The organism is Verrucomicrobiaceae bacterium (genome assembly GCA_016713035.1).
In the GTDB taxonomy this organism is placed as follows: domain Bacteria; phylum Verrucomicrobiota; class Verrucomicrobiia; order Verrucomicrobiales; family Verrucomicrobiaceae; genus Prosthecobacter.
Genome location: JADJPW010000006.1, coordinates 203,047 through 228,745, shown reverse-complemented (window position 1 = coordinate 228,745; position 25,699 = coordinate 203,047). Strand labels below are relative to the sequence as shown.

Genomic DNA, 25,699 nt, shown 5'->3' with positions numbered 1-25,699 from the left:
GGAAGCCGAAGCTGATGACGCGATCTGCTTTACAGCGAGGTATCCGTCTTCATTCATGGCGGCCCTTTTCCAGAAAAAAACACGACTCATCGAATGACGACCACCAAGCCAGATCCCCGCTTCCTCGCCCAGCTCACCGACGCCGCCCAAAAGCTCCAATCTCTCGATCTTCAGGCCCATGTGCTGCATGAGGCCGCTCCGTCGCTGCTGGAGGAGTCTGCGGAGCTTTCCCAGCGCTTGCTCACTCTGGTGGATAGCCTGAAGACGGCGCTAGAAGCCCGGGTAAGCGCTGATCTGGCCGCCAAGGAGGCCGCGATCCGTGCCCGCGAGCAGGCAGCGCTCGAGAAGGAGGCTGCCCGTGCGGCTGCGCTAGAGGAGAAGGAGGCGCAGCGTCTCGCGAAGGAGCAGGCTGCCGCCGAAAAAGCTGCGGCCAAGGCCCAGGCCGAAGCTGAACGCGAAGCGGCCAAAATCGCAGCCGCTGAGGCGAAGGCACAACTGCTCGCCGAAAAGGAAGCTCAACGGATCGCGAAAGAGCAGGCAGCGGCTGAAAAGGCCGAGGCCCGCGCTGCGGCAGCCGCAGAAAAAGAAGCCCAACGGCTCGCCAAAGAACAGGCCACCGCTGAAAAGGCCGCCGCAAAAGCCCAAGCCGATGCGGAGAGAGAAGCCGCGAAACAAGCTGCCGCTGAGGCGAAAGCTCATTTGATGGCGGAAAAGGAGGCTCAACGCCTCGCTAAAGAACAAGCCGCCGCTGAGAAGGCTGCTGAAAAAGCCCGATTGCTGGCAGAACAGGCCGCTGCCCGCCAAGCTGCCGCTGAGGCCAAGGCGCTAGCCCTTGCCGAACGTGAAGCGGCGAAGGAAGCCGCCGCTGCCGCACGACTCCAGGCCCAACAGGAGGTCGAGGCCATGAAAGCCGCTGCCGCTGCCCTGAAAGCCAAACAGGACGCCGAACGCCAAGCCGCACAGCAAGCTGAGGAAGCCGCCAAAGCCCGCCGCGCAGAAGCCCGTGCCCAGGCCCAGGCTGAATACGAAGCGAAACAAAAAGCCCGCCAAGCGGCCTCTTTAGCCATTTTGGAGGCAGAGAAAAAAGCGCTCGCATCCGCAGGGCGCTGATGCTGGCTAGGCATTCACGATGGTCGTTCCGTCCTCAATCAGCGTGGCCAATTCTGGGATACGCGTCAGAGTGCTGCGCACCGAGGGACGCAGAGCGGGCACATGGAGACTTGTAGGATCGTTTTTTTCCAAGAGGCGGTCCAGAGCGCGGCCAAAAGCATTCACAGCAGCAGTTTCCTCATCAGGATCATGCTCCAGGCCATTGAGCAGGGCGACATGCTCATAGCGCAGCAGCCACTCGGTGGCTCGCACACGGTAGCGGGCGATGATGAGGCGTAGCATCTCCTCTGCACTGCGGGGCTCCGTGTCGCGCAGGACTTGATAGGCTAAGCACCGCGCCACATCGGCTGCGGCGGTGACGAGTCCGGGCTCCTGGATGCCACTTTGTGCCGGTTTCAGACTGCGATGCCGGTGTTCATAGTGGAATCCCAGGTCCACCTGGCAGATTTCTGGCGCAGAGAGCTTATGAAAGGTCTCGCACATCATCGCGATCTCCAAGCCCCAGCCACCGGGGAGTGAAAAGCTGTTCAAAGCGCCCATCTCCGCAGCGAACTCGCCACTCAAGGGGTAGCGGAAGCTCTCTAGGTGCTCGAGCAGCGGTTTCGGCCCTAGTACATCGCGACAAGCCGCGATCATGGGGAAGATCAGCAGCCGCGTCACACGCCCGTAGAGCCGCTCGGCGACACGGCTATAATATCCTTTTGCAAAGCGGTAGCCCATGCGCGGATGCAGCAGCGGATAGAGCAGGCGTGAGATCAAATCGCGGCTGTAATTGAGGATGTCCGTGTCATGACTGACGACGATGCCACTAAAGCCGCGTGCGTGGAGGCTGGCGATGCCGGTCCAGATATTGGTGCCTTTTCCAGCAAAGAAGCCGGGCAGCCCATTCTGCTCCATGCGCTCAAAAAGGCCGCGCATGCCCGGACCATCATTCCAGAGAATGCGGGCGGGCTTCCCGCGCAGCATGCGGCGGCATAGTTCCACCGCCATCTCATGCTGTGAGGCATCCATCACATTCATGCTCAGTACGATCTCTGAGATGTGAGACATATCTGCGGCACGCTCCAGGATGCGCGGCAGCGCGGGCCGCTCACACTCGGCAAAGAGCGCTGGCAGCAGCAGCGCCACGGGCTTTTGAGTGGCGAGCACGCGGAGCTCCTCCTCACGCTCAGTACCATCTGCGTGAGCGAGATGATGCAGCGTGGGTACGCGGGCGTGCTGGTGGAAGTCTGCCATGGGAGTTGGGCGCGGCGCTCTTAGCGGAGCTTCGCCTTATAGAAAATGCTTTTTGTGACGAAATGTTCAGTTAGAACCGGAATCGCATCAATGAAGGGCATTTTCGCGTGAGATGGCCTCCTCATCGTCGCCTTCGAGGGCGGCTCGCTCGTCCACGTTGTCCGTATCGGGCACTTCGGGCTCGATTTCGATCTCGCGGCGCCATTTCCGACTCACCCACGGGCGGATGAGTCCGTAGAGCAGGTAACTGACAAAGATGACACTCGGCATCCACTGCCAGTTCACCACGGTGAAGGTGATCATGAAGATGCTGACGAGCACCCAGTGAAAAGAGCGCTTCGTGCGCCAGTTCACCGCTTTGAAGCTGGGATACTCCAGATCGCTGACCATGAGGTAGGAGAGGAGTGCCATGAGCACGGCCAGGGCATATTTCCACGCACCGATCTCACGCTCGCTGCTGTCCAGCCAGAGAATGAGTAAGGTGAGTGAGGAGATGACGCCTGCTGCTGCGGGGATGGGGCAGCCGCGGAAGCTCTTGCTGCTGCACTTCACATCGGCCGCAGCGAGGCAATTAAACCGCGCGAGCCGCATCGCACCACAGACCAGATAAGCGCAGGAAATGAGCCAACCCATGCCTGTCGGCCGATCCAGATCCTTGAGCACGATTTCATGCACCAGCAGCGCTGGTGCTACGCCGAAGCTCACAATGTCCGCCAGTGAATCGAGCTCACGGCCAAAAGGGCTCTCTGCACCGCTCATGCGTGCCACACGGCCATCTAGGGCATCAAAGACACACGCGGCCAAAATGAGCACGATGGCGTAATGGAAGTGCCCGCTCCAGATTTGCAAAATGGCGGCGAAACCGCAGAGCAGATTCCCCGCTGTCATCAGCGTGGGCAGCAGGGGGATGCGAGGCTCGTGAGAGGAGGACATATAAATCAGTCGTTGACGATCGGTATGGGAGAATTGGGTGGTTCGTTTCGATCTAGTAGGGCAGATCGCCTCGCGAGCAGCCCTCACAAATGCGTTCCCAGGTCAATGTCATGCCTGCATGCTATTCGGGATTCCCTAAGCAGGCAAGTAGCGAACTCATCGCCCCTCCTGCATGCCCAGGAAGAAGAAGAGCACGATCAGACCGATGAGAATGGCGATCATCACCTTCACCCAACTGATCGGATACTCGCCCGTGATCTTGCCAGTCACGCCATTGACGGCGACCTGGAAGTTCCGCGTGCCGTAGGTGTATGTCAGCAGCCACACGGGCAGCAGCACATGCTTAAAGGTCTGCGCGGAGAACTCCGGCGCGATGCGTAGCCCCCGATGCGTGTCTCCTGGCACTTGGTCGGCGCATTGGCTCTGCAGACGTGCCTCCATGCGTGCGCGTGAGTCCTGTGCTGCGGCGAGTAGGTCGATCTGGTACTGCTCCACCACCCAGCCACTGAGATAACCAGGATCATAGGGCACGAGATTCGTCGTCGTGGGAAAGGGCTGCAAATCCTCCAGCAACTGCGGATGCACCCCCTTCGATGCAGGCACCAGCATATCATCAAAATCCGCCGTCACATGCCCACTGGCATACTCCCAGCGAGTACGCACCACGGTGCGGCCCTGGCTATCACGCTCATGGTAATGATAACCCGCCTCCGCCTCCCACGGACACTCCGCATGGGAATCGAAGGTCCAATAGGGCAAATACATCCCACGCAGCGTATCGGTCAGCGCCTTGTCCCCGAGGGCATTCGGAGCCCAGAAGTGGCTGGCATACCAGCGGCGTATATCCTCACGCACCTGACTCTGAGCGACGGTGAATGGAATCACACTACCGGGCCGGATCGGAGCCGCCACATCATCGACTGCCAGGATCGAGGGTGATCCACAGAAGTCACAGCTCTGCGCCACACGCTTTTCATCGAAAACTGAGATCGCGTGGCAGCTCTGGCATTTCACCGTCTTACGCACCGCCGCCCAGCCTCGCTTATTCGCTGGGATCGAGCGCAGCGCGGATACCAGATCACTCTCCTCGATGAGCGAGCCATCCGCCTTCAGCTCCGCTGGCGAGATGGTGCTGCAATACGGGCATACGAGAGCCTTCTTGGATGGCGTCCAGACCGCCTCAGCCCCACAGGCTGGACAGGCGTATTTTTTCAAAGCAGTGACTTCGGCAGGCATGATGGTGGCGCAGATCATGCCACGCACTGTCCACCCGGCAAGCGCCACGCACGCAGGATGGCTACGAACATGAGGCCTTTTCATTTCGCCAAGAGGCACACTTGTGCAGCGCCTCATCCTGCTGTCCTTTAGCAGCACGATATGAGCCTACCAGCCTGCCCCATGTGCGAGATGAATGACGTTTTGGACCACCCAGAGCGTTTTGAATGCATGACCTGTGGTCATGAGTGGCCAAAAGAAGCCCCCGCTGAGGCACCAGATGCTGAACGCGTCGTCAAAGACGCCTACGGCAACGTCCTCGCAGATGGTGACATCGTGGCGATGATCAAAGACATCAAGCTGAAGGGCTCCTCCGACGTGCTGAAAGTAGGCACCAAATCCAAGCCGATCCGGCTCGTGGACGGGGATCACGAAATCTCCTGCAAAATGGACGGCGTCGCGATCGGCCTAAAAGCCTGCTTTGTGAAGAAAGTAACGGCCTGAGACCAGAGGTGAAAAACAGTTGGGCTCGGAAATTGCCAGCGAGGTCTTCACCACCTAGCCTCTGCGCATGGCTGATCCACGTTTTCTCCCCTCGCCTCCTCAGATTCGCATCAATGCCAAGCTGATCCTGACCGGCTTGGTCGTCCTTGTCTTGCTCATCGGTCTGTTTTCGAGCTTTTACACCGTGCCGATGAATTCCGTGGCCGTGGTGCAGCGCTTCGGGGCCTATCTGGACACCACCAAGCCCGGACTGCACTTCAAGCTCCCTTGGGGTGTGGACACCATTACCATTCTTGAGGTGGATCGGCAGCAGAAGCTGGAATTCGGCTTCGCCACTGTGGGTGCCACCAATCCTTATCAATACTCTGAAGGTGCTCATGAACAGGAGGCAGAAAAGACCATGGTCACGGGCGATCTCAACACAGCTCTCGTCGAGTGGGTGGTGCAATACACCATCGAAGAGCCGAAAGCCTACCTTTTCACCTTCCGTGACCCTTTGCAGACTCTGCGGGATCTCTCCCAGTCCGTCATGCGCGAGGTCGTAGGCGACCGCAGCGTGGATGAGGTGCTCACTGTGGGCCGTCAGGAGATGGAAATCAAAGCTGCCGAGCGCCTGCGCTTCCTCGTGAAGACTCTGAACATCGGCATCCGCATCGACCAAATCCAGCTCGGCAACGTCAATCCACCCCGCAGCGTGGAAATGAGCTTCAGCGATGTGAACAAGGCCCAGCAGGAAAAAGAGTCCACCATCAACCAAGCGAAGGCTGAATACTTCCGCGCCGTCCCGCGTGCCCGAGGCGAAGCGAAGCAAAAAATGAGCGCCGCAGAAGGATATGCCACCAAGCGCCTCAATGAGGCTGAAGGTGATGCCTCACGCTTCACCGCACTGCTCACCGAATTCAAAAAAGCACCCGAAGTCACGAAAAAGCGTATCTACCTCGAAACCATGAGCGAAATCCTCCCTGGAGTGTCTGGCAAGGTCATCCTCGATGACAAGGCTCCGCAGTTTCTGCCGATGATGAACCTCAAACAAGCCAAGTAAGCGCCCTCCAGCCCATGAAAGCCACTCTCACACTCATCGCCATTCTTGCGCTCGCCCTACTGCTCGGTTCTGGGCTCTACACCGTCGATATGACCGAGCAGGTCATCATCACCCAGTTCGGCATGCCCGTAGGCGAGCCCGTCACAGAGGCTGGACTGCACTGGAAGACGCCCTTTATCCAAACCGTGAACCGCTTTGAAAAACGCGTCATGGAGTGGGACGGCCCCGCCGCGAAAATGCCTACCAAGGACAAGGTCTTCATCATGGTGGACACTTTCGGCCGCTGGCAGATCGACGACGTCACCGCCTACTTCAAAAAGGTGCGGGATGAGCGTAGCGCCCTCAGCCGACTCAATGACATCCTGGGCAGTGAAACACGCAACATCATCGCCAAACACGACTTTATCGAAGCCGTCCGCACGACCAAAGACCGCACCGTCTCCCCAGAGGCTCTGGCGATGAGTGCCATCATGTCCACACACACGAAAGACGCCCCTGTGCAGGGTCTCCCGCCCATTAATAAAGGCCGCGTGATGCTGGAGGAGGAGATTTTTAAAAGCGCCGAGACCAAAGTGCGGGAATACGGCGTGAAGCTGCTCGATGTGCGCTTCAAGCGCATCGACTACGACGACAGCGTCAGCACCTCCATCCACCAGCGGATGATCACAGAGCGCCAAAAAATCGCTGAAATGCACCGCAGTGAAGGAGCCGGCCAAGCCGCCGAAATCCTGGGTGAACGTGAGCGTGATCTCGCCGGTATCGAGTCCGAGGCTTATCGGAAGGTGCAGGAGATCGAAGGTGCCGCCGATGCCAAAGCCACCGAAATCTACGCCAAAGCCTACAATGCCAGCCCAGACGCGGTGCAGCTCTTTGAGTTCCTCAAAACCATGGATGCCTACAAAAAGCTCATCACCACCGATACACAGATGATTTTCACTACCGACAGCGATCTCTTTCGTTTCCTGAAATCCGCCGATCCGCAGTCACCGGCTCCAGCATTGCCCTCTTCCCTGAGTGATCCGCTGCATAAGCTACCGACGCTATTGGAGGTGAAGTGAGCTTTTTGCTCAACAATCCCCGTCTAGCTCGATCCCGGCCATCAGCGTCGTAGCAGCGGCAGATGCCGCAGATTCATTGCGGGCATGAATACGGGCTAGAATGTCTCCGGTGGACACCTGGGTGCCTGTTTTAGCGATGCAGTCACAACCCACCGCAAAATCGACCTGATCAGCAGCCTTGGAGCGACCTGCGCCCAAATACAGCACAGCGAGCCCGACCTGACGTGCATCCATGCGAGTGAGTCGGCCTGCACGCGGAGCTTTGAGTTCACGAATCACCGGTGCGCGGTGGATCTGATGGAGATTTTCGAGATCGGCGGGATTCCCACCTTGGGCCGCGACGATGTGTTGGAATTTCTCCCAGGCAGAGCCGTCATGGAGCCGCTTTTGAAGCTGCTCACGAGTGGAGTTGGACACAGCAGCAGCCAGCTCGATGCAGATTTCCTCCAGATCAGCGGGACCGCGCCCCTGGAGGCATTCGACGGCCTCGATGACTTCGAGCGCATTGCCCGCAGCGTGGCCAGTAGGCTCATTCATGGCGTGGAGCTGCACAGTTGTCCCTAGTCCCAGATGTGCCGCCGTGTCCTGCATGCTCTGAGCGAGCGCACGTGCATCTGCCTCACTTTGCATGAAGGCACCACTACCGTATTTGACATCGAGAACGAGGCGATTCAGCCCCTCAGCGAGTTTTTTTCCGAGAATGGAGGCCGTAATGAGTGGAATGCTGGGGACGGTGGCCGTGACGTCTCGCAGGGAGTAGAGCTTCTTATCCGCAGGACAGAGTGAGTCAGTCTGTCCTGCGAGTGCGCAGCCAGTCTGGCGGATGCAGCGGTGGATCTCATCTTCACTGATGCGTGTGCGAAAGCCTGGGATGGAATCGAGCTTATCCAGCGTGCCTCCCGTGATACCGAGGCCCCGCCCCGAGATCATCGGCACCCAGAGGCCATCACAGGCGAGGAGCGGCGCGATGATGAGGGAGGTCTTGTCACCGATGCCGCCGGTGGAATGCTTATCCACGCGAGATGGCGCATCACTGGGCCAGGTGAGCTGGCTACCGCTTTGTAGCATGGCACGGGTGAGCGCGGCAGTCTCCTGCGCCGTCATGCCGCGAAAATAGACCGCCATGGCAAAGGCGGACATCTGGTAGTCTGGGATGTCACCCGTGGTGTAGGCAGCGATGAGCTGGGCGATCTCGTCATCTCCGAGAGTGTGTCCGTCACGCTTGCGCTCGATGAGGGTGGGGATGTGCATGGGCAAATCGGCGGCGAGTATGCCAGATCATGTTTTGGGCTGTGAAAAGCGTGCTCGCATGAAAAAGCGCTGCTCCTCTGGCAAGAGGATGCTCGCATGGATATTCTCTGCGATCGCATAGGCTTCGCTGTGGCGTCCGATGATGTCTAGGAGGCCCGCATAGACGGCACGTGGACCAGGCGGGAAGGTATCCATCTGCCGCACCTGATCGAGATGGCCTTTGATCTCATCATTGTGGCCCGTGCGGAAGGCAGCCAGGGCCCGCAACAGCGAGAGGGCGATGCGTCGATCCTCTGTGATGTGATGCGCGGGGATGTTCTGAGCATTATCGAGCGTCTGGAGTGCCAGCTCTAGATCTGAGCCGAGCAGGAGGCGCAGATAGTTCATGCGATCTAGAAAGACGATGTCGGTCTGACGCAGCTCACGCAGGCGTTCACTGGCACGGAGCATGGCGGCTCCATTGAGCTCCTTGGCGGCCATGTCATAGACTTTTGACTGCATTGGCACGGCGGCATTGAGGTGCCGTGCGGCTGCTCCTTCATAGCACTGACGTGCGATGTCGTAGTAACCGAGATGCTCCGCCAATTCGCCAGCTTTGACGGCGACTTGGAGCTGCTCTCCGCGACCAGACTCATCAAAAACGGTGGTGATGTGATGGCGTGCAGTAGTGGGATCGCTGCTGAGATGGCTCTCTGCCTCTGCGAGCCAGAGTCGGAGCTGGGCACGTGAAAAGGAAGGATCAATGCGGCTCCCGACGAGCACTTTTAACTCGATCCATTTACGCTCACCGCGCAGGGCCATGATGTAATGCGGAAGTAGGCTGGAGTATGTGGAGGCGGTCTTGGCGGAAATGAGGCGCAGCACTCGCTCATACTCCTTCTCTGCATTGAGCCACTGGATGAGGGGCGGCAAGATAGCAGGGGCGCGGCCATTCCAGCGGCGCAGCTCTTCATTGATAAGATCTTGGCGCTGATGGGGGTGGAGTCGTAAAACGGCGCTGATCACCTCGAAGCGCAGGGTCTGCGTCTTGACGCTGTCTTGATCCGGCAGGGAGTCTGCGAGGACCATGAGATCGAGCGACTCCTCTGCTGTGAGACGCTGGTGGGAGGCGAGATGCTCCACTGCGGGCAGTGCCTGCTCCCCGCCTTTGTGGGCGATAGGCCATAGTATCTCGCGCCCAGGACCACTGAGGGATGGATCACCGCTGGAGGCATCCAATAAGGCGAGCTTGAGGACGCTGTCTGGATCGTCTGGATCTGAGAGCAAGGCCTGGCGCTGAGTGAGAAAGGAGCGAGCGTGGAGCCCCTCAGCCTTTTGAATCGCAGAGAGCAACTCTAAGGCGGGACGTTGGCGTTCTTTATCCCCCTGAAAGCGGTCGAGAATGGTCCGCGCCTCCTTTAAATCGGGTAGGAGCACATGCATGCGTCCTAGCTTCGAGAGTTCATCGTCGATGATATGCCCATCCTCATCGAGCTTTGTGAGAAAGCGGATCATGAGGCGCGGCTCACCACCGGTTTTTTCGACAAACTCTATGGCGGCACGGAGCACTTCAGGATCATTGGGTGCCCAGCGGGTGGCGTCATTGAGCGTGCGTGCCGCATTGCTGTAATCCTCGGCTTTGAGGAAGAGGCGCATCTCATCCAGGTGCCGACGACCGAGCCAGCCTTTGATCGAGAGCACCGCGCTATCGAAAAACAGCCACCACAGCACCATGATGACCGCCAGGATGGCAAAACCCCACAGCAGCCAGTTGGTGGAGGTCGCCTTTTGATATTCCTCGGCGGAGACGGACTCTCGCGGTGGGAGGCCGATCGGGGTTGGCATGGGGTCGTGGGTTGGAGGGTTTAGATAAAAAGCGTGGGCTTTAGGGCTTCACCGTACCGTCGAGATCGAGCATGAGCCGGAAACCAAGATCAGCACGAGTGGCATTCTTCGCCGCTTTATCTCGGGCGGAAGTGAGCAGGCGTTCGCGGGCGAATTGCAGCCAGCTTCCACCACGGATCACGCGGGAATCAGGCTCTCCAGGCCAAGTATCCTGGCACCACTCGGAGACGTTTCCTCCGACCTCGTGGAGTCCTAGTAAGTTCGCAGGAGTCTTATCCACTGCGGAGGTGTAAGGGGAGTTATCCATGAAGTTTGCGATGCGCCCAGGACTGCCATCGAGATTCACACTCAGCGTCGGCGGAGACCACTCCTGCGGACTCTTGGTGGGCCAGGGGAAGTGGTCTTTATTGCCCAGGTGACGCTGCGCAGGATCGCTACCTTTTTCATCCTTCAAGCCCGCAGCAAGACTCCACTCCACATCGGTCGGCAGTCGATAAACAGCTTTTTCAGGGATGAGGACGGACTGGCGCTCCTTGGTGGTGAGCCACTGACAGAAGGCCTGGGCATCATCCCAGCTCACACCCGCTGCCGGATGCACATCACCGAGCAGGAATGGCGGTTTTTTGCTCCATGATCCGCCATTGGCCTTTAACCATGCTTCGTAATCACGCACGCGTGTTTCCGTGGTGCAGATGAGGCGTGTACTGCCAGACTCCAATGGCACAAAGCGTAGCCCCAATTGGTTCAGGTAGTTATTCCCTGCTGTGGCGGCGGTGAGCTTCGATACATCCGGCAAAGTACTCACATCATCCCCTGCCATTTTTTCCCGCAGGGCCTTCACCGCATCGTCGTCCGCGCCAGTTTTGGAGCGCATCTGCTGGATTCGCTCGTCCAGGCTTTCCTGATTGGATTTATCTCGTGCCGCGAGGAATTTCGCCGTGAAGCTCTTATCATCAAAAACGAGGCGAAAACCGATCGTTGGCATGCGCAGATCCGCCGGCACCACGTAGCGATAGGATGTGACCAGGCACTCACGGCGGAAATAAGCCCAGGAACCCCCACGCAGCGTGCCGGTAGGCACACTCTTCACCTCGGGCTGATCAGTCCACTCCCAGACATTGCCCGCCAAGTCGAAAATCCCCTCCTGCGACGGTGTGAACTGCCCCACCGGTGCCGTAAAAGGAAAGCCATCTGAGTAACCCTCGATCTCGCCCTCAGCGTAGTTTGCCGCCTTGGGCGGTGGCGGCCATGTGAGCCCCCAGGCATACGTTTGTCGATCTAGAAGCTGATCCTCAGCCGTCCGCTTGACCGCTCCTTTACGTGCGACTGCCAGTCCGGCTGCCGCGTCCCACTCATCTGGCGTGGGGAGGCGATAGACCATCGCACTCGTGATCAGCCCCTCATCACGCTCCTTTTCTGTGAGCCAATTGCAGAAGGTGATCACATCCTGGAGATTCACCCCCACGATAGGGTGGTTCTCATCCTGCTTAAAATGTGCCTGGAAGCTCCACGGATACTTTTTCGCCGTGAGGAACTTATTCCAGTCTCTCACCCGCGTCTCATAGGTGGAAAAGAGCACCGTCGTGCCCGGCACCGCCACAAAGCGCAAACCCAGTGTGCAACCATGCTGTCTTCTCAGCGGATCGATCCCGGCAGGCGCGTTCGCGCTCGGCTCCTGCGCATGGAGCAGTGCATCAGCACACAGGAACAGGATGACAGTCCTTAAAAAGGTAGAGAGTCGGGGCAAATGCGGAAGCATGGTGTGCTTTATTAATGGATGATCCCCTTCCCTTCAGCAAAATTTTCGTCCTAAGGCCTATCGAATCGACCATCTCCCCCGGAATCGGCACCTCACGGCATTTGGAACCGTCACTTGCGGGCTCCGCCTGCCGCCGCAATGTTGCACAGATGGTCGCCCCTGCCCCTACGACGCCTGTATTCACCGAAGAACACTTCATCAATCGCGAGCTCAGTTGGCTCGAGTTCAATACCCGCGTGCTCGACGAAGCCGCGAGGGCCGATCAGCCCGTACTCGAGCGTGTGAAATTCCTCGCCATCACCGCCTCGAACCAGGACGAGTTTTTCATGGTCCGCGTCGGCAGCCTCCAGCTCCTGCGTGAGCAGAGCAAGCGAGTCAAAGACCCCGCTGGCCACTCCCCTGCCCAGCTCTGGAATCTTATCCAGCAGCAGGCCGGAGCCTTCATGACGCGGCAATACGAGCTGCTCAATGGCACCCTGCTCCCGCTCCTGCATGAAAAAGGCATCCGCAGACTCGCCGTAGCAGACCTCACCAGTGGTCAGCGCACCTTCCTGCACGACTACTTTTCTGAGCATCTCTATCCAGTGCTCTCCCCCATCGCTCTCAGTGAGACGCTACCGAAGGTCAGTGTCCCCGCACTCCAGATCGCCCTCCTATGCACCGTGCAGAGCGGCGAAAATGGCCAGACCCAGCGGCGCAATGCCCTCATCACACTCCCGCCGCCCTCCGTCATCCCACGGCACATCCCCGTGCCAGACCCAGAGGTAGGTGGCTATCACTACATGAACGTCGAAGACATTGTCTCCATGTTCATCGCCGACTTTTTCCCCTCAGAAAAAGTCAGCGCCGTCGCCCGCTTCCGTGTCAGCCGGAATTCGGACATCACGCTCGAAGATGAGAGTGCCTTTGACCTCGCCAGCGAAATGGAGGCCATCCTCGAAAAGCGCCAATCCGGCGCCACCATCCGCATCGAAATCGAGCACGGAGCCCCGCGCGGCCTCGTCCGCACCATCCGCGACCTCTGCGGCGCACGCAGCGCCCAAGTCTATGAAGTCCCCGGCGAGCTCGACCTCCGCAGCTACTTCCAGATCGCCTCACTCCCCGATCATGATGAGCTCAATGTCGCCCCCTGGGAGCCACGCCCCAGCGCCGCCATTCAGCCCGGCGAGAGCATCTTCGATGCCATCAAACGCGGCGACATCCTCCTCCATCATCCCTACGAGAGCTTTGACCCCGTACTCGCCCTCATCGAAGAGGCCGCAGAAGATCCCAGCGTCATCGCCATCAAGCAGATCCTCTACCGCACGGCGAAAAATAGCCGCATCATCTCAGCACTCATCCGCGCCGCCCAGGCGGGCAAGCATGTGACGGTCCTCGTCGAGCTGAAAGCCCGCTTTGACGAAGCCCGAAATCTCGAACGTGCGGGCGATCTCATCAATGCGGGTGCTCAGATCATTTATGGCGTCGTCGGACTCAAAACCCACGCCAAAATCTGCCTCGTGATGCGCCGCGAGAGCGGCCGCCTCACTCGCTACATGCATTTCGGCACCGGGAACTACAATGAGGCCACCTCACGCCTCTACACCGACATCAGCCTCCTCACCTGCCGTGCCAACTACGGCTCAGACGCCTCCAGCTTCTTCAACACCGTCACCGGTCGCTCACGCTTCGTACACTTCGAAAAAATCTCCATGGCCCCCTTCGGCCTACGTGAGCGACTCCTCGGCCTCATCCACAGTGAGACAGATCGCGCCCGCCAGGGCGAAACGGCGGAGATCATGCTCAAAATGAACTCCCTCGAAGACCGCCAGATGATCGAGGCACTCTACGAGGCCGCCCGCGCGGGTGTCCGCGTGCGGCTCAATGTACGGGGCATCTGCTGCCTGCGCCCAGGCATCAAAGGCATCAGTGAAAACATCAGCGTCATCAGCATCATCGACCGCTACCTAGAGCACGCCCGCATCTTTTGGTTCCGCCAAGGCGGAAAAAATGCCGTCTTCATCGCCAGCGCCGATTTCATGAACCGGAATCTCTCACGCCGCGTCGAGCTCCTCGTACCCGTGGAAGACAAAGAAGCCCGCAAACGCCTCACCCACATCCTAGAGACCCATTTTAGCGACACTGCTCGTGGCCGCATCCTGCATGCCGATGGCACCTGGGTCATCCCAGCCACCCCAGCCTCCAAAGTCCTCCGATCACAGGAAGTCTTCACCAAAGAAGCTGCCCGCCGCGCACGTCAAACCGCCTCGCCGGACCTTCTCGTCCCGCACACACCCAAATAGACCAGTCCCTCAAAAAGAGGCTCCTATTCGCGCGGTGCTTTTTGATTGGCTATAGTTCATAGGCTCCGTGGATTCGGTGACTCCGCCAAACACCAGAAGGAAGCACCGCGAGAGTTTGGATAACCGCAGAGAAAGCCAGCCAGAAAGGTCATCTCTGCGGTTATCCCATCTTGCGGTGCTTCACGGCTTGGGCGACCCGGCTCGAACTCGGGGGCAAGCAGGGTCGCGAACGAGAGTCGGTTCCGCCGAGGCTCCCCAGCGGCCGGGCAGCGGGGCTCGACCTGGATCGCTTGAGGGGCGTCTTTCGGGGGCCGAATGGAACCACCGCGAGTGGCAGGAACGACGCCGACGTGAGTTGGCCAGATTTTGGCACCCCGCTCCACCCTGACCACGTTTCCTGAGCTCAAACAGACGATCCATGCGGCTCAAGGTGCCCGGTGTTTGAGCTGAGAGCCCGCTATGGCGCCTCGAACGATGCGGGGATGCGGATCAAAGCCTGGGTTCTTTAAGCCCGCATCGCAGAGCGTTGTGGCTCAGTGCACCCGTTCCTAGACCCTGCATCAGGGGGCGTTGCAGCTCACTGTGCCCGGCATGTCGGCTTACAGTGACCATTCCTTGATCCCACATGGCTCTCATTCTTCCGGAAGGAAAACGCGTTCTGTTAGCCAACAGATACCCTTCTGTTGGCTCAAAGAATGGATTGTTTGAGCTCTAGGAATGCATTCTTCTGGCGGTAGAATGCATTCATTGACCTCACAGAATGCATTCCTTCACCCCGCTTAATGCATTCATCCGGCGAAAGAATGGCTTCTGTTGCCTGACATGGTCCATTCTTTCGCCGCAAGAATGGTCAGTGTTAGGTCAAAGAATGGACGAAACGGGCAGAAAATCGCGCCCTGTGGGCTCCAAGTGAGGCCAATGAGGGCTGAAGGTGCTGTCGGTTCGAGGTCAAACCCCGGGGAATGTGAGCCTGCCCAATGGGCTGTTTGAGCTCGATCAGAGGCCCCTCCGGGGTCTTTCTTCGCGGAAAACCGGCGGTTTTGCCCGTCCTGCGGGCTTAAATGCCGCCCAAAGCGGTCGGAAGATCGCGATGGGTGAGCTGCAAGAGCCCTCACTCCGACCCGACTCACTGCCCCCTTCAGGCCCAATAGCATGCCATTTCAGGTCGAATGGCGAATGGATGTCCATTTCGGTGATGGTGAAGCAATGGCAAAGGTTCACCGCAGATATTGGAGGTAAGCAATGCAGGCTATTGGGCAAGGTTATCAGCGGCAATACCATATGCAATTTTGTACCTGGCTACTTATCAACTTATCACTTATCCGGATCGAATCACGAAGGAATGGATCAGGCCCGTTCACTGAACATGCCGAACGCTTCTCCTTAGACAGTGTGACTCCGTCGAACGCCAGAAAAAAGCACCGCGAGAGGATGGATAACCGTAGAGAAAGTCAGCCAGAAAGTTCATCTCTGCGGTTATCCCATCTCTTGCGGTGTTTCACGGCTTGAGACGACTTCTTCGAGGCAAAGACCCAAATCGAATCACGAAGTCTGGAAGACAGTATCGACAGGAGAATTGGACGGGCCCGTTCACCCCGGATACCGAAGTTAGGCAGCAGTTTTGAGGTCTGATTGAGAAGGTGGTGGGTGTGTGGAGGGCAACTTCAGCGAAGTTCGTTTTCGCCACTGCAAAACCTTGTCGATCAAGGGCTGGTTCAGTGCCCTTAATTGATTCGCGTGGCATAACGCTTCTCCCATTCTTCATGGCCCGGTCGCAATGGATAGGCGTCCGTACGCAATAGTCGCTCCATCCACGCATCTATGTTTTCGTCCGTTTCCAAGCCATCGGCTTCTATCGAATGATCAGATTCAGGTTCATCTTCCGCGCTTGCGATCAAAGTGATGCGCCACAGGCCATCTGTGCAGCTTTTTCTAAATGCGTAATCCAAGGGCTGCCCCGGAAATGAAGCGAAACGGATGATGGTCACTGGCAAATCGAGACCGATGTCTTTGTAGATGGCTCGATGCTCATCCTCATGTGCGATGATCTGCTCTGGCGTGAGAACCATAATAACCTCACTAAGCGAAAGCACACACTCGCGAATCTCCGTGTAGAATGCATGGGCACTATCCGGCAATTGAACGCCAAAGTGGGCTTCGACCTTCGCCAGTCCCTCACCACCCAAAACAGCCCAGTGGCTGGTTTGATAAATGGTTGGCCGCCCCTCTGCATTTCCCTTTTCAATCACTTTGCATCCTTGGCTCCAGTCACCACCGTATACTCGCTGATACTCCTGCATTAAATATTGAAGCCTATCAGGATTGTATGAATCGGTTGAATAGGTTCTTGTCTCCAGCAAGGCTTGTTTGAGTCGTTGAGCGGCTGTCATAATGCAGTCAGTTTATGGGGTATTCTGTGAACTATAAACCTCCATCGGCAATCCCATGATCAAAATCTCCGGCTGGAGTGTACGAAGATAGACGCCGACCGTGAAAGCAAATCCCGGGCCTTCTTCGTCATCTGGAACGCCCACAACATGCCACCCGTGCTCGCGGACATCCGAGAGCAATTTTGCGTCACCATCGTCTTCAGGCTCCCTGAAGGAGAATGAGGGGATCAAAGTCGGATAGCTGGACATGCTTCAACAAGTCGTGAGGTGAATCGCGGTCAACCTCCATTCCAAACACGCCACAGCCTCACTTCACGTCCCCGCCATTCCTCAGCACCTCCATCTGAAGCTCACGCCAAGCTTCCGTGCCGTGGCGGGCTTTCACGGAGTCGATGGTGAGGGTGTCGCCGGCTTCGAGGAGGAGGCGTTGGACTTTCACGGGATCGACGGCACGCGGGGCGAGGTTTTCTTTCGCGGCGAGCGCGGCGATGACGCCGACGGCCTGGCCGATGTTCAGGGTGTGGGGTTGCAGGCGGGTGGCGCCGTTCACCATGCGGCTTTGGCTGAAGTTTTTCTCGGCGGGTAGGAAGCCGTCGATGGTTTCGGGGATGAGGGACTCAAACGGGATGGCGAAGGGGCCGAGGCCGCGTTCGCCAAACTTGTGCGGGATGTCGCTTTCGAGATCGAGGTCGGTTTCGAGCCATTCCTTTCGCATGGAGCCGTGCAGGTCGATGGCGTAGTCGCCGAGCGCGACGGTGTGGCGGAACTGCACCGGCTTCGCCTTCGTGCGCTCGATCTCCACGGGGCGCAGCGTGTGCAGGCCGATGATGCGGCGGCTCTCGCGGGTGTAGGGGATGATGGAGAAATGCACGAGCACCGGGCGGAAGGGAGCGAGCTCCGGCTGCTCTTTGATCCATGCATCGACGGCGGCGATGTGCGAGGGCGTATCGTAGCCTTCGTCATTCGCCACGGACCAGTCGGTCTTCCCGATCACGTTCTGGATGTAGTAGAGCAGTTGCAGCGTCTTCAATTGCATGACGCGATTCATGGCGAGACGTGCGTCGGGGGCCTCGATCTCGGCGATGGTGGAGTGCACGTCGTTGTTGTAGTTCAGATGCGTGCGCGTGATGACGCTGTTGTCGGCCGGACGGGCGCTGTCCGGCATGCCGCGATAGCCGATGAAGGTGGCCCAGTTCCACGGTTTGGCCTTTAGATCGATCTTCTCACCGGCGACGAGCGATTTCGAAAACGCGACCTGCGCCTTGTCGGTGTAGCCGGGCGGTTTTTCGCGCAGGAACAGCTCAGCGGGCACGCCCTGCGGATACTGCTTCACCACGGCGGTCCAGGTGTTGGACTGCACGTGGCGTTTCGGGTCGATGGCGTCATTGAGGCAATTGCCCACGCGATACCGAGCGCCGGTGAGCGGGATGACATCGCCCCACTCGGTGGCATCGACGAGCACTTTACTGACGATGCGGCGCGAGCGGCCTGCGTGTGTGATTTCGACGCCGGTGACGGTGTTGCCTTCCTTTGTGACTTTGGAAACGCGGGCCAACAGGGCGAGATCGAGCACGCCACGGCCTTTCGCATCGCCGAGCATGACGTGGAGCAAGCGACGCCCCACGCGTGGCTCGACGCCGACGTGGCCGTGCCAGTAGGCGGTGAGATGGTTCACGCCGAGTGGCCGGTAATGCGCGGCGATGAGGCCGCAAAGCTCGCGATACAGGCCACGCTCGCGCACGAGCGTGCGGCCCTCGTCCATTGAGGTCACGCCTGCGGCCATCGCCTGACCGCCGATCCACTCTGTTTCCTCCAGCAGCAGCACGCTGGCCCCGAGTCGCGCCGCCTGCACCGCCGCGCCGACACCGCCCGTGCCCGCACCCGCGATGACGACATCGTAGCTCTCGCGCAGATCATTGAAGTCCGTCGCCTCCAACGGCGTGGCATTCACCGACTGCGGCGGATCAATCGGCAACTGCGCCGCGCCCCGACTGAGCACGATGGCGACGTTTTTGCCGACACACACGCCACCGGGAATGGCCGTCTTCTTCCAATAGTCCGGCGAGCTGAGCACTCGCTGCCGCGTGAGCACCTCCAGCGCCTCATCGAGCGTCTTCACCGGCATCGTGAGCCGGGCGATCTTCACCAACAAGCTCGCCACATGCTCTCCATCGCACTTTCCCGTCTCGGTGGCGTTCTCACGCCAGTAGTCCGGCGACTCGATCACGCCCTTCTCCGCCAACGCCGCGAGATCCTCCTCGGTGAATTGCGTGCTAGCGGCCTGCACGGTGAGTGTGAGGGCAACAAGGAGCGAAAAGACGGCGCGGAGAGGCATGAACTTTGGGTAGGGGTTATTCGCTTGAATGTGGGAGACCAGCAGTTTGCAGTCTTGAACTTGATGGCAGAGTTTTGATGCGTGAGCGCTTGGTCTCTTTCTGTCTGGGGGTTTTCGTGTGAGACAAAAGCGAACTCACAAAGATCACACCAGTTTCAAGCGCTTGCGCAGCAGCCACTCGACGGTGAGGAGCAGGATCGCTGCGCCGAACCACCACCAGCTACTCCACAGGATCGTCTCTTTGGTGATGACTTGCTTGCGATCTAGGTTTTGCAGCAGGCTAGGTAGATCCGTTGCGGCTTGCTCCTCACGCAGGAAGCGGCCACCGCTGTTTTGCGCCATCGTTTCTAGCAGCGGGCGATTCATGGTGAGCGTGGCCCATTCTGGATTGCCGCTATCTGAGACGTGCAGACTCAGACGCGAGCTGCCACGCGGTGTGGAGGGGCTTTCTGAGACGGCGATTTCATAAGTGCCTGCTTTCAGCGGTGGGGTGAGTGCGCGGTAGATGCCAGCGTGCGTGGGGTCAGCCTCGAGCTGGAGTGTGGCCACCTCCACACCATCATGCAGGAGGTAGGCACGCGGCTGCGCATCTGCGAGGATACCGCCAGCGGCGTCATGCACACGCACGCGGATCTCGGCGGCTTCTCCTGGCATGTAGCGGAGATGATCTGTGCCGATAGCGATCGTTTTGTCCTCGATCTGAAAGGGCGGCGCAGCGATCCAGGCTCCGAGCTGCATCCAGAAGCGCTGATGATAAAGATCCGCCACCTGAAAGCGCCAGCGCCAGAGCTCATCGGTGCCGAGATAAAGCACTGCGCCAGCTCCCGTCTGGCGGAAAACGACGACGGGCCGATCTGCACGGACGAGCGAGACCGCAGCCGCCTGTGGCTCGATCCAGGCATGCCAGTTCACCTTCGGTAGCGTGGGCCATAGGGAAACATTGGCACTGGGGCTATCACTGAGGCGCAGCGCATCGAAGCGGCGGCCCTCGGCTTCAATGCTCAATGGGGCTGGCGTCGCGGGTGTGGTGGACGAGAGGAATTTCACCGGAATGAGATCGGCGGTTTTGCCTTTTGCCCAGTCACGCAAGCCTCCACGTCGTCCGTCGATGAGAATGAGGCCGCCACCGCGTTTTTCGACGAATTCGACGATCCAGTCGAGGTGCTCACTCTGGAATCGAGCCGGGGCCACATCACCCAGGATGATGAGGTCATAGGCGAGGAGTTCATCTCGCGTTTTCGGGAAGGTGGTCTGGAGGGCCCCCTGCGCGGCATCCTGCCGCATGTCATCGAGGATGAGAGTGGCCTGCCAGCGCTCATCACGGTCGAAGTGGCTATGGATGTAGCGTGTCTCCCAGCGTGGACGCCCATCGAGGATGAGGACTTTGCGCTTCTTCTCTAGGAGATGGATGCTGAGCTCGCGGCTGTTGTTCACGCGGGTTTTTTCCAGCGCCGCAGCATTGCCTGAGGCTGCTACCTGTATTTGGACGCTACGCAGAGTCAGATCACGCTGACCGGGCTCAGGCGGTGGGAGCTGGGCCACGGGGAAGACGAAGTCGAACACCCGCTCACCTTTGCCCTCGGCGGTAAAATCCTTCTGCCAGAGCACTTTTTTCTGACTCTCGATACGCACGACGGCAGGCGTACCCTGCGGCATGCTATCCTGGATGGTGATGCGGCCCTGGAAGTTCTCTTTGCTAAAGACGGACTCCGGTGCGGCGACTTCGAGCACGGAGAGATCTGGCGGTGGTACCTCTGTGCCGTAACCGATGGTAAAAAGCGCGGTGCCATCCTGCTTGAGCGCAGCTCCTAGCTCCTCCGGCGAGCCGCTCGCGGCATTGTGCTGGCCATCACTGAGTAAAACGAGTGCGGTGCCAGCAGTCGCAGGGCCGAGTGCGGCGCGGAGCGTCTGATCCAGATCCGTCACAGGTGCCGTAGCACCGAGTTCAAAGGCCCCTGGCAGCTCACCAGAGGCATCCTTCCCGCCCTGACGATGCCACCACAGGCGCTGAGTGTGATTTCCCCGCAGTGCGAAGAGTTCGACATCCTGTGTCTCCGCCAGTTTTTTGAGCAGCGGCGTGGTGCCCTTCAAAAGCAAAGTCTCGATCCGCTGAAAGCGTGTAGGAGATGATGCCGCCGCTTTTTCCTCCGTACTATCGGTGAGCTGCATGCTGGCGGAGCTGTCCACTGCCACGACGACACGCCCGAGCTGCCGTAGCGTGGTGACATGGCGCAAAACGGGCCCTGCAAGCGCCAGCACGAGGATAAACACCGCCGCCGAGCGCAATGCGGCAGGCAGCCAGCTCAGTGCGGCAGCAGAATGCCGGGTCTCACGCCGGTAGAGCCACCACATCAGCACCGTGAGCAGCAGCGCCACCGCGATCACAGGCAAAGGCGGATAACCGCCGGTGAATCGGAGTGTGGTCTCAGTGACAGAAGGCATTCAGGAGCAGTTGAGCGAGAGTTTTAGAGTGAAAGGGGCAAGGTGAACGTGGCAGAAGGCAGCGTTGCTTCGCCGAGAACACATTTTTTATGAGTGAACGAGCAACTCGATCATGTCCGGCACCTCCGCCAAGGAATCGACGCAGCGCCAGGGAGCATGCACACGCAGCTCTGCCGCGCTGTATTGCCCAGTGGCCACAGCGAGGCATTTGGCCCCGAATGCCGCCGCACAGCGGATGTCCTTCGGTGTGTCGCCGATGACGATGATGTCCTTCAGATCGTATTCCACCCCTGTCGCGGCCTGCATGCGCCGGCGTCCGATGGGGCCGAGCTGGTTCCGATCATGGTGGTCACATCCAAAGGCACCATCGACAAAACGGTCAAAAATGCCGTGGCGGCCCAGTTTGATCTCTGCTCCGCGGCGAACGTTTCCAGTGAGTAATCCGAGGTGAGCACTTTTTTCTTCGCCTAGGGCATCGAGCAGCACTTTCACCCCTGGAAGCATGCAGCCACTGAAATCGGGCGCATGCAGCCTGCGGTGCAGATTTTCGAGATAATGGCCCAGAAACGCCGAAATGGCCTCCCCCGTGTGCTCACGACCCAGGTGGCCAAAGACATCCATCGCGATGGCGGGGTCCGTGGCACCTGCGAGCTGCAGCGGCGGCAGATCTTCACGCGAGACTCCAAAATAAGCCTCCGCAGCATCTAAAATGGCCGCTCCACCTGCGCCGTGGCTGTCGATGAGCGTTCCGTCGATGTCGAAGAGGAGTAATTTGGGCATTGGGGCGATCCGTCAGGCCTTCAGTGAGGTTTTGCGGCTGCTGTGGCTGCCTTTGGAGCAGCGCCGCCCGTATTCGATGGAGCATACTTCGCGACGAGGAAGGCACCTACCGCAGCCATGATGCAGCCGAGGAAGAAGGGCTTTGGAATGGAGCCCTCTGGCGGGTGAATGAGCATGGCGGTGATGGTATTGATGATGGGGGCACCCGCGAAGACGATCGGCATCACGGCTGCTGCTGCGGCGCCTTTGTAAAACTGTGCCGCTGCTCCCAGCGCGAGCACGAGTGTGAAGGCACCCAGGGCACCCGTCACACCAGCGATGAAGCTCCAATTGATGCCGCTGGAGGTGAAGCTCCAGTTTGAGCCGCGCAGCTTCAGCAACACCGCCGCGACGATGCCGATGATCGCATAGGCGATGCAGACAAAGAGAAAGGCCTTCAGGCCAGCGTGCGGTGTCTCAGGCCCCATCGGCATGTAGCCACGGCCTTTGTGTAAGATGACGCCATAGACGCCCCAGGAGAGTACAGTGAGGAGCGCATAGATGATCCAGGTTTCCATTTTTTTGGGTTGGGGTTGGGAGTTCACGAGTGTGTGGGTTTGGAGCGCTTTTCTTCGGTCAAGACACTGCTGTGTGCAAGGGCAGGCTATTTCGAGCTCACAGCGGGGCATGCTAGATCCACGAATAGGACAGTGGCAGGTCGTCCGCTTAATTGTGTGACTTCGAGGCTATTTACGCCTTCGCGGAGGCTCCCTGCGGGGATTTGCCAGGCACGCAGCTCCTCCGGCTTGGCCAGCATCGACGGATAGGGCACTGGAAACGGCTCTGAAACGTCCTCGGTCGCCAACACTGGCTCGCCATTAAAAACAGCACTCCAAGTCGTGCCAGCGAGGTCGCTCCCGGCCTGGATGCGGACGCGTGCAGCGCCATGGGGACTTGCGAGATCAAAGAGGAACTTAGCCGGCTTGTTGAGCTCGATTTTACGCGGCACGGGCAGTGGTTTCATGCCAGGCGCCCGCCAGCCTGACGCGATGAAGGCATGCCGCGGTCCCTGTGCGAGCACTTGCGGCTCTCGCAATGCTTTGAGCACCTCAAAGGGCGGCTCGCCGAAGAGCCCACGCCCCTCGCCCTGACCATGCTGTCGGTAATAGGCAAAGTTGAAGAGGCTGATGCCATCCGCACCACGAGCATAGGCCAGATGTGCGGAGGTGTGGAGTTGCTCGCGGGTCGCACGGCGAAAGGGGAAGACGTCGTAGCCAGCCTGCACTTTGTCGCCCTTCCAAAGGGTGTGGCACAGCTCAAAGTAAAGCGCCGCGCCGACCGTCTGCTGGCGGATCTTGGCAAGATCATGCTGCTGCGTGGTGAAGTAATGCGCAGAGGCATTCACCATGTCGAGCCCGGCAGCGACGAGCGCTCTCAAATCGAGCCCCAGTGCATCGAGCGCTGGTAGGTAGCACGGCACACGAGCACACAGCCAACGCTGGGGGCCGAGTCGTTGCCGCACTTCTTTGACAAAGCTGGTCATGATAGCGCGGCGCTGCTCTACCGGTGTTTCATCCCGGAAATAGCTGTAAAATCGCAGGAAATCGAGCTCCAGGCCATCCAGTTCGTAGCCCTCGCAAAGCTCACCGATCATGCGGAGCTTTTGTGCCCGCACCTCTGGCACAGCCCAGTTTAGCACGAGGTCTGCACCACGCCGCGAGCTAGGCTGGATGCGATACTCTGGGTGCTCTGCATACCAGCGTGTCACACTCATGCCGATGCTGCTACCCGGCTGATCACCAGGCTGTGGGTCGGTGAATTCCTTGTGATGGGCATCATTCATCCGCAGTGAGATGAAAGCGGCCTGCCCCTGTGCACGACAGCGGTCGATGAAGCGCTGAACAATATCGCCCCCTTTTAGCACAAACTGGCCAAAGGAATCCGGCTTCTGCCCATAGCGCTTCTTGATCCAATCATAATGCACCTGGTGATCGAAGCTGCGGCTCGGCCACAGCGGCACCACGCCGAGTCCAGGTTGGAGAAAATGCGCATCCACGATTCCCGTGACCTCATCGATAGATGCATCGAGCATCTCCGCACGAAAGGGCTGCCGGGCCGCGTGATATGGACTCACACAGGAGGTGATGTGGGTGAGGTCATTGCTGTAAAGGAGGCGGAAGGGGGCTTTCCGGCGCGATCCAGCGGCCAGCAGCGGCGTGACCGAGGAGAGGGCGAGGAAGTGGCGGCGCTTCATGCTGCGTGTTTCTTCTCCAATACGATGCCAGGCGAGCTCCTCAGCGCACATCACGCCAGAGCCAGCGGAGAGCATCTGGGAGGAGCGGAGCCATGCCTTTGCTGCCGTGGAAGGAGCCATTCCAGTCGATCCGGTGATCGTATTTCATGAACTGGAGAGCTGCGGACATCTGCTTATTGGCCAGCGGCCAGTTCCCAAAGGGGTTGTCCAGATCGTTGTGACCATCTTGGAGATAGATGCGTAGCGGCTTACGCTCCGTGATGCGGATGATGGAGGGATAGACATGGCCACCGCGCAGATTGACGAAGGAACCCACCCAGGAGAGCACTTTTTGAAACTGATCTGGTCTTTCCCAAGCAGCGGTGAAGGCACAAATACCGCCAGAGGAGCCGCCAGCGATCGCCCGTGCCTCGGGTGCGGCGCGGAACCTCACGCGATAACGTTTTTCGACCTCTGGCAGGATTTCCGTGAGCAAAAAGCGCACGTAGGCATCTCCCAAAGAGTCGTATTCAAATCCACGGTTGGCGGCTTTGCTCCCGGGCTTCTGGTTAGGCTTGCGACCAGGATCAATGAAGACACCGACGGTGCGCGGCATTTCCTGGCGGTGGATGAGGTTATCGAACACGATCGGCACCCGCATGCCGCTGGTGGGATCTGCATTCCGCGAGCCGTCCTGCCAGACCATCAGGCAGGTTTCTTCATCCGGCTGGAATCCAGCAGGCAAGTAAACCGTCACATCCCGGACAGTTCCGGGGAAGACCTGGCTCTGCGCCCACTCGAATTTTTGCAGGCTACCCTTTGGCACATCTGGCAGGGCCACACTCTCAGCCGCTGGCGGAAAGTGCTCGATGCGCACACTACCCGCCATGCGCGGCATGCCGTCGGACTCGATTCGGTAGCGTAGCTCAGAAAAATTCGGCAACTCCAATGCCAGTGCCTGGAGTCCATCACTGCCCAGGGCGATCATCTCGCCCAGCGGCATACCATCCTCACGCACGACCTGGGCCGGTTTTGGATCAAGTGTGGCCCACAGCACCGTAGCGCCCTCGATTTTCGGCGCGGCACGACCATGAGCGAGGTTTTTTTGGCCAAAGACACGGGCCACCTGCTGGTGAAGCGACTTTTTCTGCTCTGGGGTGGCCTGAGCGAAGTCTTTGAGAGCTAAAAACGCCTTTTGGGGCGAAAACGGGGCTGAAGAGGCCTTTTGGGCTTGCTGGGAGAAAAGAACTCCCGGCAGGAAAAGAGCAGTGAGGGCAAAAATCAGGTTCAGGCGCATGGATGCCGAGTGAACGGCGAAAACGGCCG

Annotated in this window: 19 protein-coding genes; 5 read left to right on the top strand and 14 right to left on the bottom strand. The window is 59.0% G+C overall.

Annotated features, from left to right (window positions below; translation table 11 throughout):
• Positions 1-93 precede the first annotated feature (93 nt).
• Positions 94-1,110 (top strand): hypothetical protein, encoded by a 1,017-nt coding sequence (locus tag IPK32_18055; GenBank protein ID MBK8093821.1) that lies wholly within the window; start codon positions 94-96, stop codon positions 1,108-1,110.
• A gap of 6 nt (positions 1,111-1,116) precedes the next feature.
• On the opposite strand, the gene IPK32_18050 is transcribed toward IPK32_18055, so the two are convergent.
• The 3 genes from IPK32_18050 to IPK32_18040 all read right to left on the bottom strand — a co-directional run bounded on the left by IPK32_18050 (position 1,117) and on the right by IPK32_18040 (position 4,515).
• Positions 1,117-2,346 carry a hypothetical protein gene (locus tag IPK32_18050; protein ID MBK8093820.1) on the bottom strand — a complete coding sequence of 410 codons (1,230 nt, stop codon included), beginning with the start codon at positions 2,344-2,346 and terminating at the stop codon, positions 1,117-1,119.
• 87 nt (positions 2,347-2,433) lie between these two features.
• Positions 2,434-3,234, bottom strand: a complete 801-nt coding sequence (gene pssA / locus IPK32_18045; protein MBK8093819.1) for a CDP-diacylglycerol--serine O-phosphatidyltransferase — start codon at positions 3,232-3,234, stop codon at positions 2,434-2,436.
• Between the two features lie 201 nt (positions 3,235-3,435).
• A complete protein-coding gene (locus IPK32_18040; GenBank protein MBK8093818.1) occupies positions 3,436-4,515 on the bottom strand; it encodes a zinc ribbon domain-containing protein in 1,080 nt (359 codons plus the stop codon).
• A 141-nt stretch (positions 4,516-4,656) separates the two neighbouring features.
• Between IPK32_18040 and IPK32_18035 the strand changes: the two genes are divergently transcribed.
• The 3 genes from IPK32_18035 (at position 4,657) to hflC (ending at position 7,098) form a co-directional block, all read left to right on the top strand.
• Positions 4,657-4,998, top strand: a complete 342-nt coding sequence (locus IPK32_18035; GenBank protein MBK8093817.1) for an alkylphosphonate utilization protein — start codon at positions 4,657-4,659, stop codon at positions 4,996-4,998.
• A 67-nt stretch (positions 4,999-5,065) separates the two neighbouring features.
• Complete coding sequence (gene hflK / locus IPK32_18030; GenBank protein ID MBK8093816.1) at positions 5,066-6,040, top strand: FtsH protease activity modulator HflK; 975 nt, start codon at positions 5,066-5,068, stop codon at positions 6,038-6,040.
• Positions 6,041-6,054: 14 nt separating this feature from the next.
• Positions 6,055-7,098, top strand: coding sequence for a protease modulator HflC (hflC, locus tag IPK32_18025; GenBank protein MBK8093815.1), 1,044 nt, complete (start codon positions 6,055-6,057; stop codon positions 7,096-7,098).
• A 9-nt stretch (positions 7,099-7,107) separates the two neighbouring features.
• Here hflC and IPK32_18020 read toward each other — a convergent pair whose 3' ends face one another.
• From IPK32_18020 to IPK32_18010, 3 genes are read right to left on the bottom strand one after another with little or no spacing between them, the layout of a single operon-like run.
• Positions 7,108-8,349, bottom strand: coding sequence for a thymidine phosphorylase (locus IPK32_18020; GenBank protein ID MBK8093814.1), 1,242 nt, complete (start codon positions 8,347-8,349; stop codon positions 7,108-7,110).
• Positions 8,350-8,376: 27 nt separating this feature from the next.
• The gene (locus IPK32_18015) at positions 8,377-10,173 is read right to left on the bottom strand and encodes a hypothetical protein (protein MBK8093813.1); all 1,797 of its coding nucleotides are present in this window, start codon (positions 10,171-10,173) and stop codon (positions 8,377-8,379) included.
• Positions 10,174-10,213: 40 nt separating this feature from the next.
• On the bottom strand, positions 10,214-11,920 hold the full coding sequence (locus tag IPK32_18010; GenBank protein ID MBK8093812.1) for an SUMF1/EgtB/PvdO family nonheme iron enzyme: 1,707 nt from the start codon (positions 11,918-11,920) through the stop codon (positions 10,214-10,216).
• A gap of 161 nt (positions 11,921-12,081) precedes the next feature.
• Here IPK32_18010 and ppk1 point away from each other — a divergent pair, with 161 nt between their 5' ends.
• On the top strand, positions 12,082-14,214 hold the full coding sequence (gene ppk1, locus IPK32_18005; protein ID MBK8093811.1) for a polyphosphate kinase 1: 2,133 nt from the start codon (positions 12,082-12,084) through the stop codon (positions 14,212-14,214).
• A gap of 1,724 nt (positions 14,215-15,938) precedes the next feature.
• Here the strand turns inward: ppk1 and IPK32_18000 are convergent.
• The 8 genes from IPK32_18000 to IPK32_17965 all read right to left on the bottom strand — a co-directional run bounded on the left by IPK32_18000 (position 15,939) and on the right by IPK32_17965 (position 25,670).
• Entirely contained in the window at positions 15,939-16,604 is a 666-nt protein-coding gene (locus IPK32_18000) for an SMI1/KNR4 family protein (GenBank protein ID MBK8093810.1), read from the bottom strand.
• 12 nt (positions 16,605-16,616) lie between these two features.
• Positions 16,617-16,853, bottom strand: coding sequence for a DUF4262 domain-containing protein (locus tag IPK32_17995; GenBank protein MBK8093809.1), 237 nt, complete (start codon positions 16,851-16,853; stop codon positions 16,617-16,619).
• 58 nt (positions 16,854-16,911) lie between these two features.
• On the bottom strand, positions 16,912-18,939 hold the full coding sequence (locus tag IPK32_17990; protein ID MBK8093808.1) for an FAD-dependent oxidoreductase: 2,028 nt from the start codon (positions 18,937-18,939) through the stop codon (positions 16,912-16,914).
• A 144-nt stretch (positions 18,940-19,083) separates the two neighbouring features.
• A complete protein-coding gene (locus IPK32_17985; GenBank protein ID MBK8093807.1) occupies positions 19,084-21,381 on the bottom strand; it encodes a hypothetical protein in 2,298 nt (765 codons plus the stop codon).
• Positions 21,382-21,468: 87 nt separating this feature from the next.
• The gene (locus tag IPK32_17980; GenBank protein ID MBK8093806.1) at positions 21,469-22,161 is read right to left on the bottom strand and encodes an HAD family hydrolase; all 693 of its coding nucleotides are present in this window, start codon (positions 22,159-22,161) and stop codon (positions 21,469-21,471) included.
• 20 nt (positions 22,162-22,181) lie between these two features.
• Positions 22,182-22,745, bottom strand: coding sequence for a hypothetical protein (locus IPK32_17975; GenBank protein ID MBK8093805.1), 564 nt, complete (start codon positions 22,743-22,745; stop codon positions 22,182-22,184).
• Positions 22,746-22,804: 59 nt separating this feature from the next.
• Positions 22,805-24,514 (bottom strand): hypothetical protein, encoded by a 1,710-nt coding sequence (locus IPK32_17970; protein ID MBK8093804.1) that lies wholly within the window; start codon positions 24,512-24,514, stop codon positions 22,805-22,807.
• Positions 24,435-25,670 carry an enterochelin esterase gene (locus IPK32_17965; GenBank protein MBK8093803.1) on the bottom strand — a complete coding sequence of 412 codons (1,236 nt, stop codon included), beginning with the start codon at positions 25,668-25,670 and terminating at the stop codon, positions 24,435-24,437. Before IPK32_17965 ends, IPK32_17970 begins: the two co-directional genes overlap by 80 nt.
• Positions 25,671-25,699 lie beyond the last annotated feature (29 nt).

Excerpts from the sequence above, each read along its gene's own strand:
- IPK32_17965 (MBK8093803.1), bottom strand. The coding sequence starts at position 25,670 with ATGCGCCTGAACCTGATTTTTGCCCTCACTGCTCTTTTCCTGCCGGGA.
- IPK32_17970 (MBK8093804.1), bottom strand. The coding sequence starts at position 24,514 with ATGGCTCCTTCCACGGCAGCAAAGGCATGGCTCCGCTCCTCCCAGATG.
- pssA (MBK8093819.1), bottom strand. The coding sequence starts at position 3,234 with ATGACAGCGGGGAATCTGCTCTGCGGTTTCGCCGCCATTTTGCAAATC.
- IPK32_18040 (MBK8093818.1), bottom strand. The coding sequence starts at position 4,515 with ATGCCTGCCGAAGTCACTGCTTTGAAAAAATACGCCTGTCCAGCCTGT.
- IPK32_18000 (MBK8093810.1), bottom strand. The coding sequence starts at position 16,604 with ATGACAGCCGCTCAACGACTCAAACAAGCCTTGCTGGAGACAAGAACC.
- IPK32_17980 (MBK8093806.1), bottom strand. The coding sequence starts at position 22,161 with ATGCCCAAATTACTCCTCTTCGACATCGACGGAACGCTCATCGACAGC.
- IPK32_18015 (MBK8093813.1), bottom strand. The coding sequence starts at position 10,173 with ATGCCAACCCCGATCGGCCTCCCACCGCGAGAGTCCGTCTCCGCCGAG.
- hflC (MBK8093815.1), top strand. The coding sequence starts at position 6,055 with ATGAAAGCCACTCTCACACTCATCGCCATTCTTGCGCTCGCCCTACTG.
- IPK32_17995 (MBK8093809.1), bottom strand. The coding sequence starts at position 16,853 with ATGTCCAGCTATCCGACTTTGATCCCCTCATTCTCCTTCAGGGAGCCT.
- IPK32_18020 (MBK8093814.1), bottom strand. The coding sequence starts at position 8,349 with ATGCACATCCCCACCCTCATCGAGCGCAAGCGTGACGGACACACTCTC.
- hflK (MBK8093816.1), top strand. The coding sequence starts at position 5,066 with ATGGCTGATCCACGTTTTCTCCCCTCGCCTCCTCAGATTCGCATCAAT.
- IPK32_18035 (MBK8093817.1), top strand. The coding sequence starts at position 4,657 with ATGAGCCTACCAGCCTGCCCCATGTGCGAGATGAATGACGTTTTGGAC.
- ppk1 (MBK8093811.1), top strand. The coding sequence starts at position 12,082 with ATGGTCGCCCCTGCCCCTACGACGCCTGTATTCACCGAAGAACACTTC.
- IPK32_18050 (MBK8093820.1), bottom strand. The coding sequence starts at position 2,346 with ATGGCAGACTTCCACCAGCACGCCCGCGTACCCACGCTGCATCATCTC.
- IPK32_17990 (MBK8093808.1), bottom strand. The coding sequence starts at position 18,939 with ATGCCTCTCCGCGCCGTCTTTTCGCTCCTTGTTGCCCTCACACTCACC.
- IPK32_18055 (MBK8093821.1), top strand. The coding sequence starts at position 94 with ATGACGACCACCAAGCCAGATCCCCGCTTCCTCGCCCAGCTCACCGAC.
- IPK32_17985 (MBK8093807.1), bottom strand. The coding sequence starts at position 21,381 with ATGCCTTCTGTCACTGAGACCACACTCCGATTCACCGGCGGTTATCCG.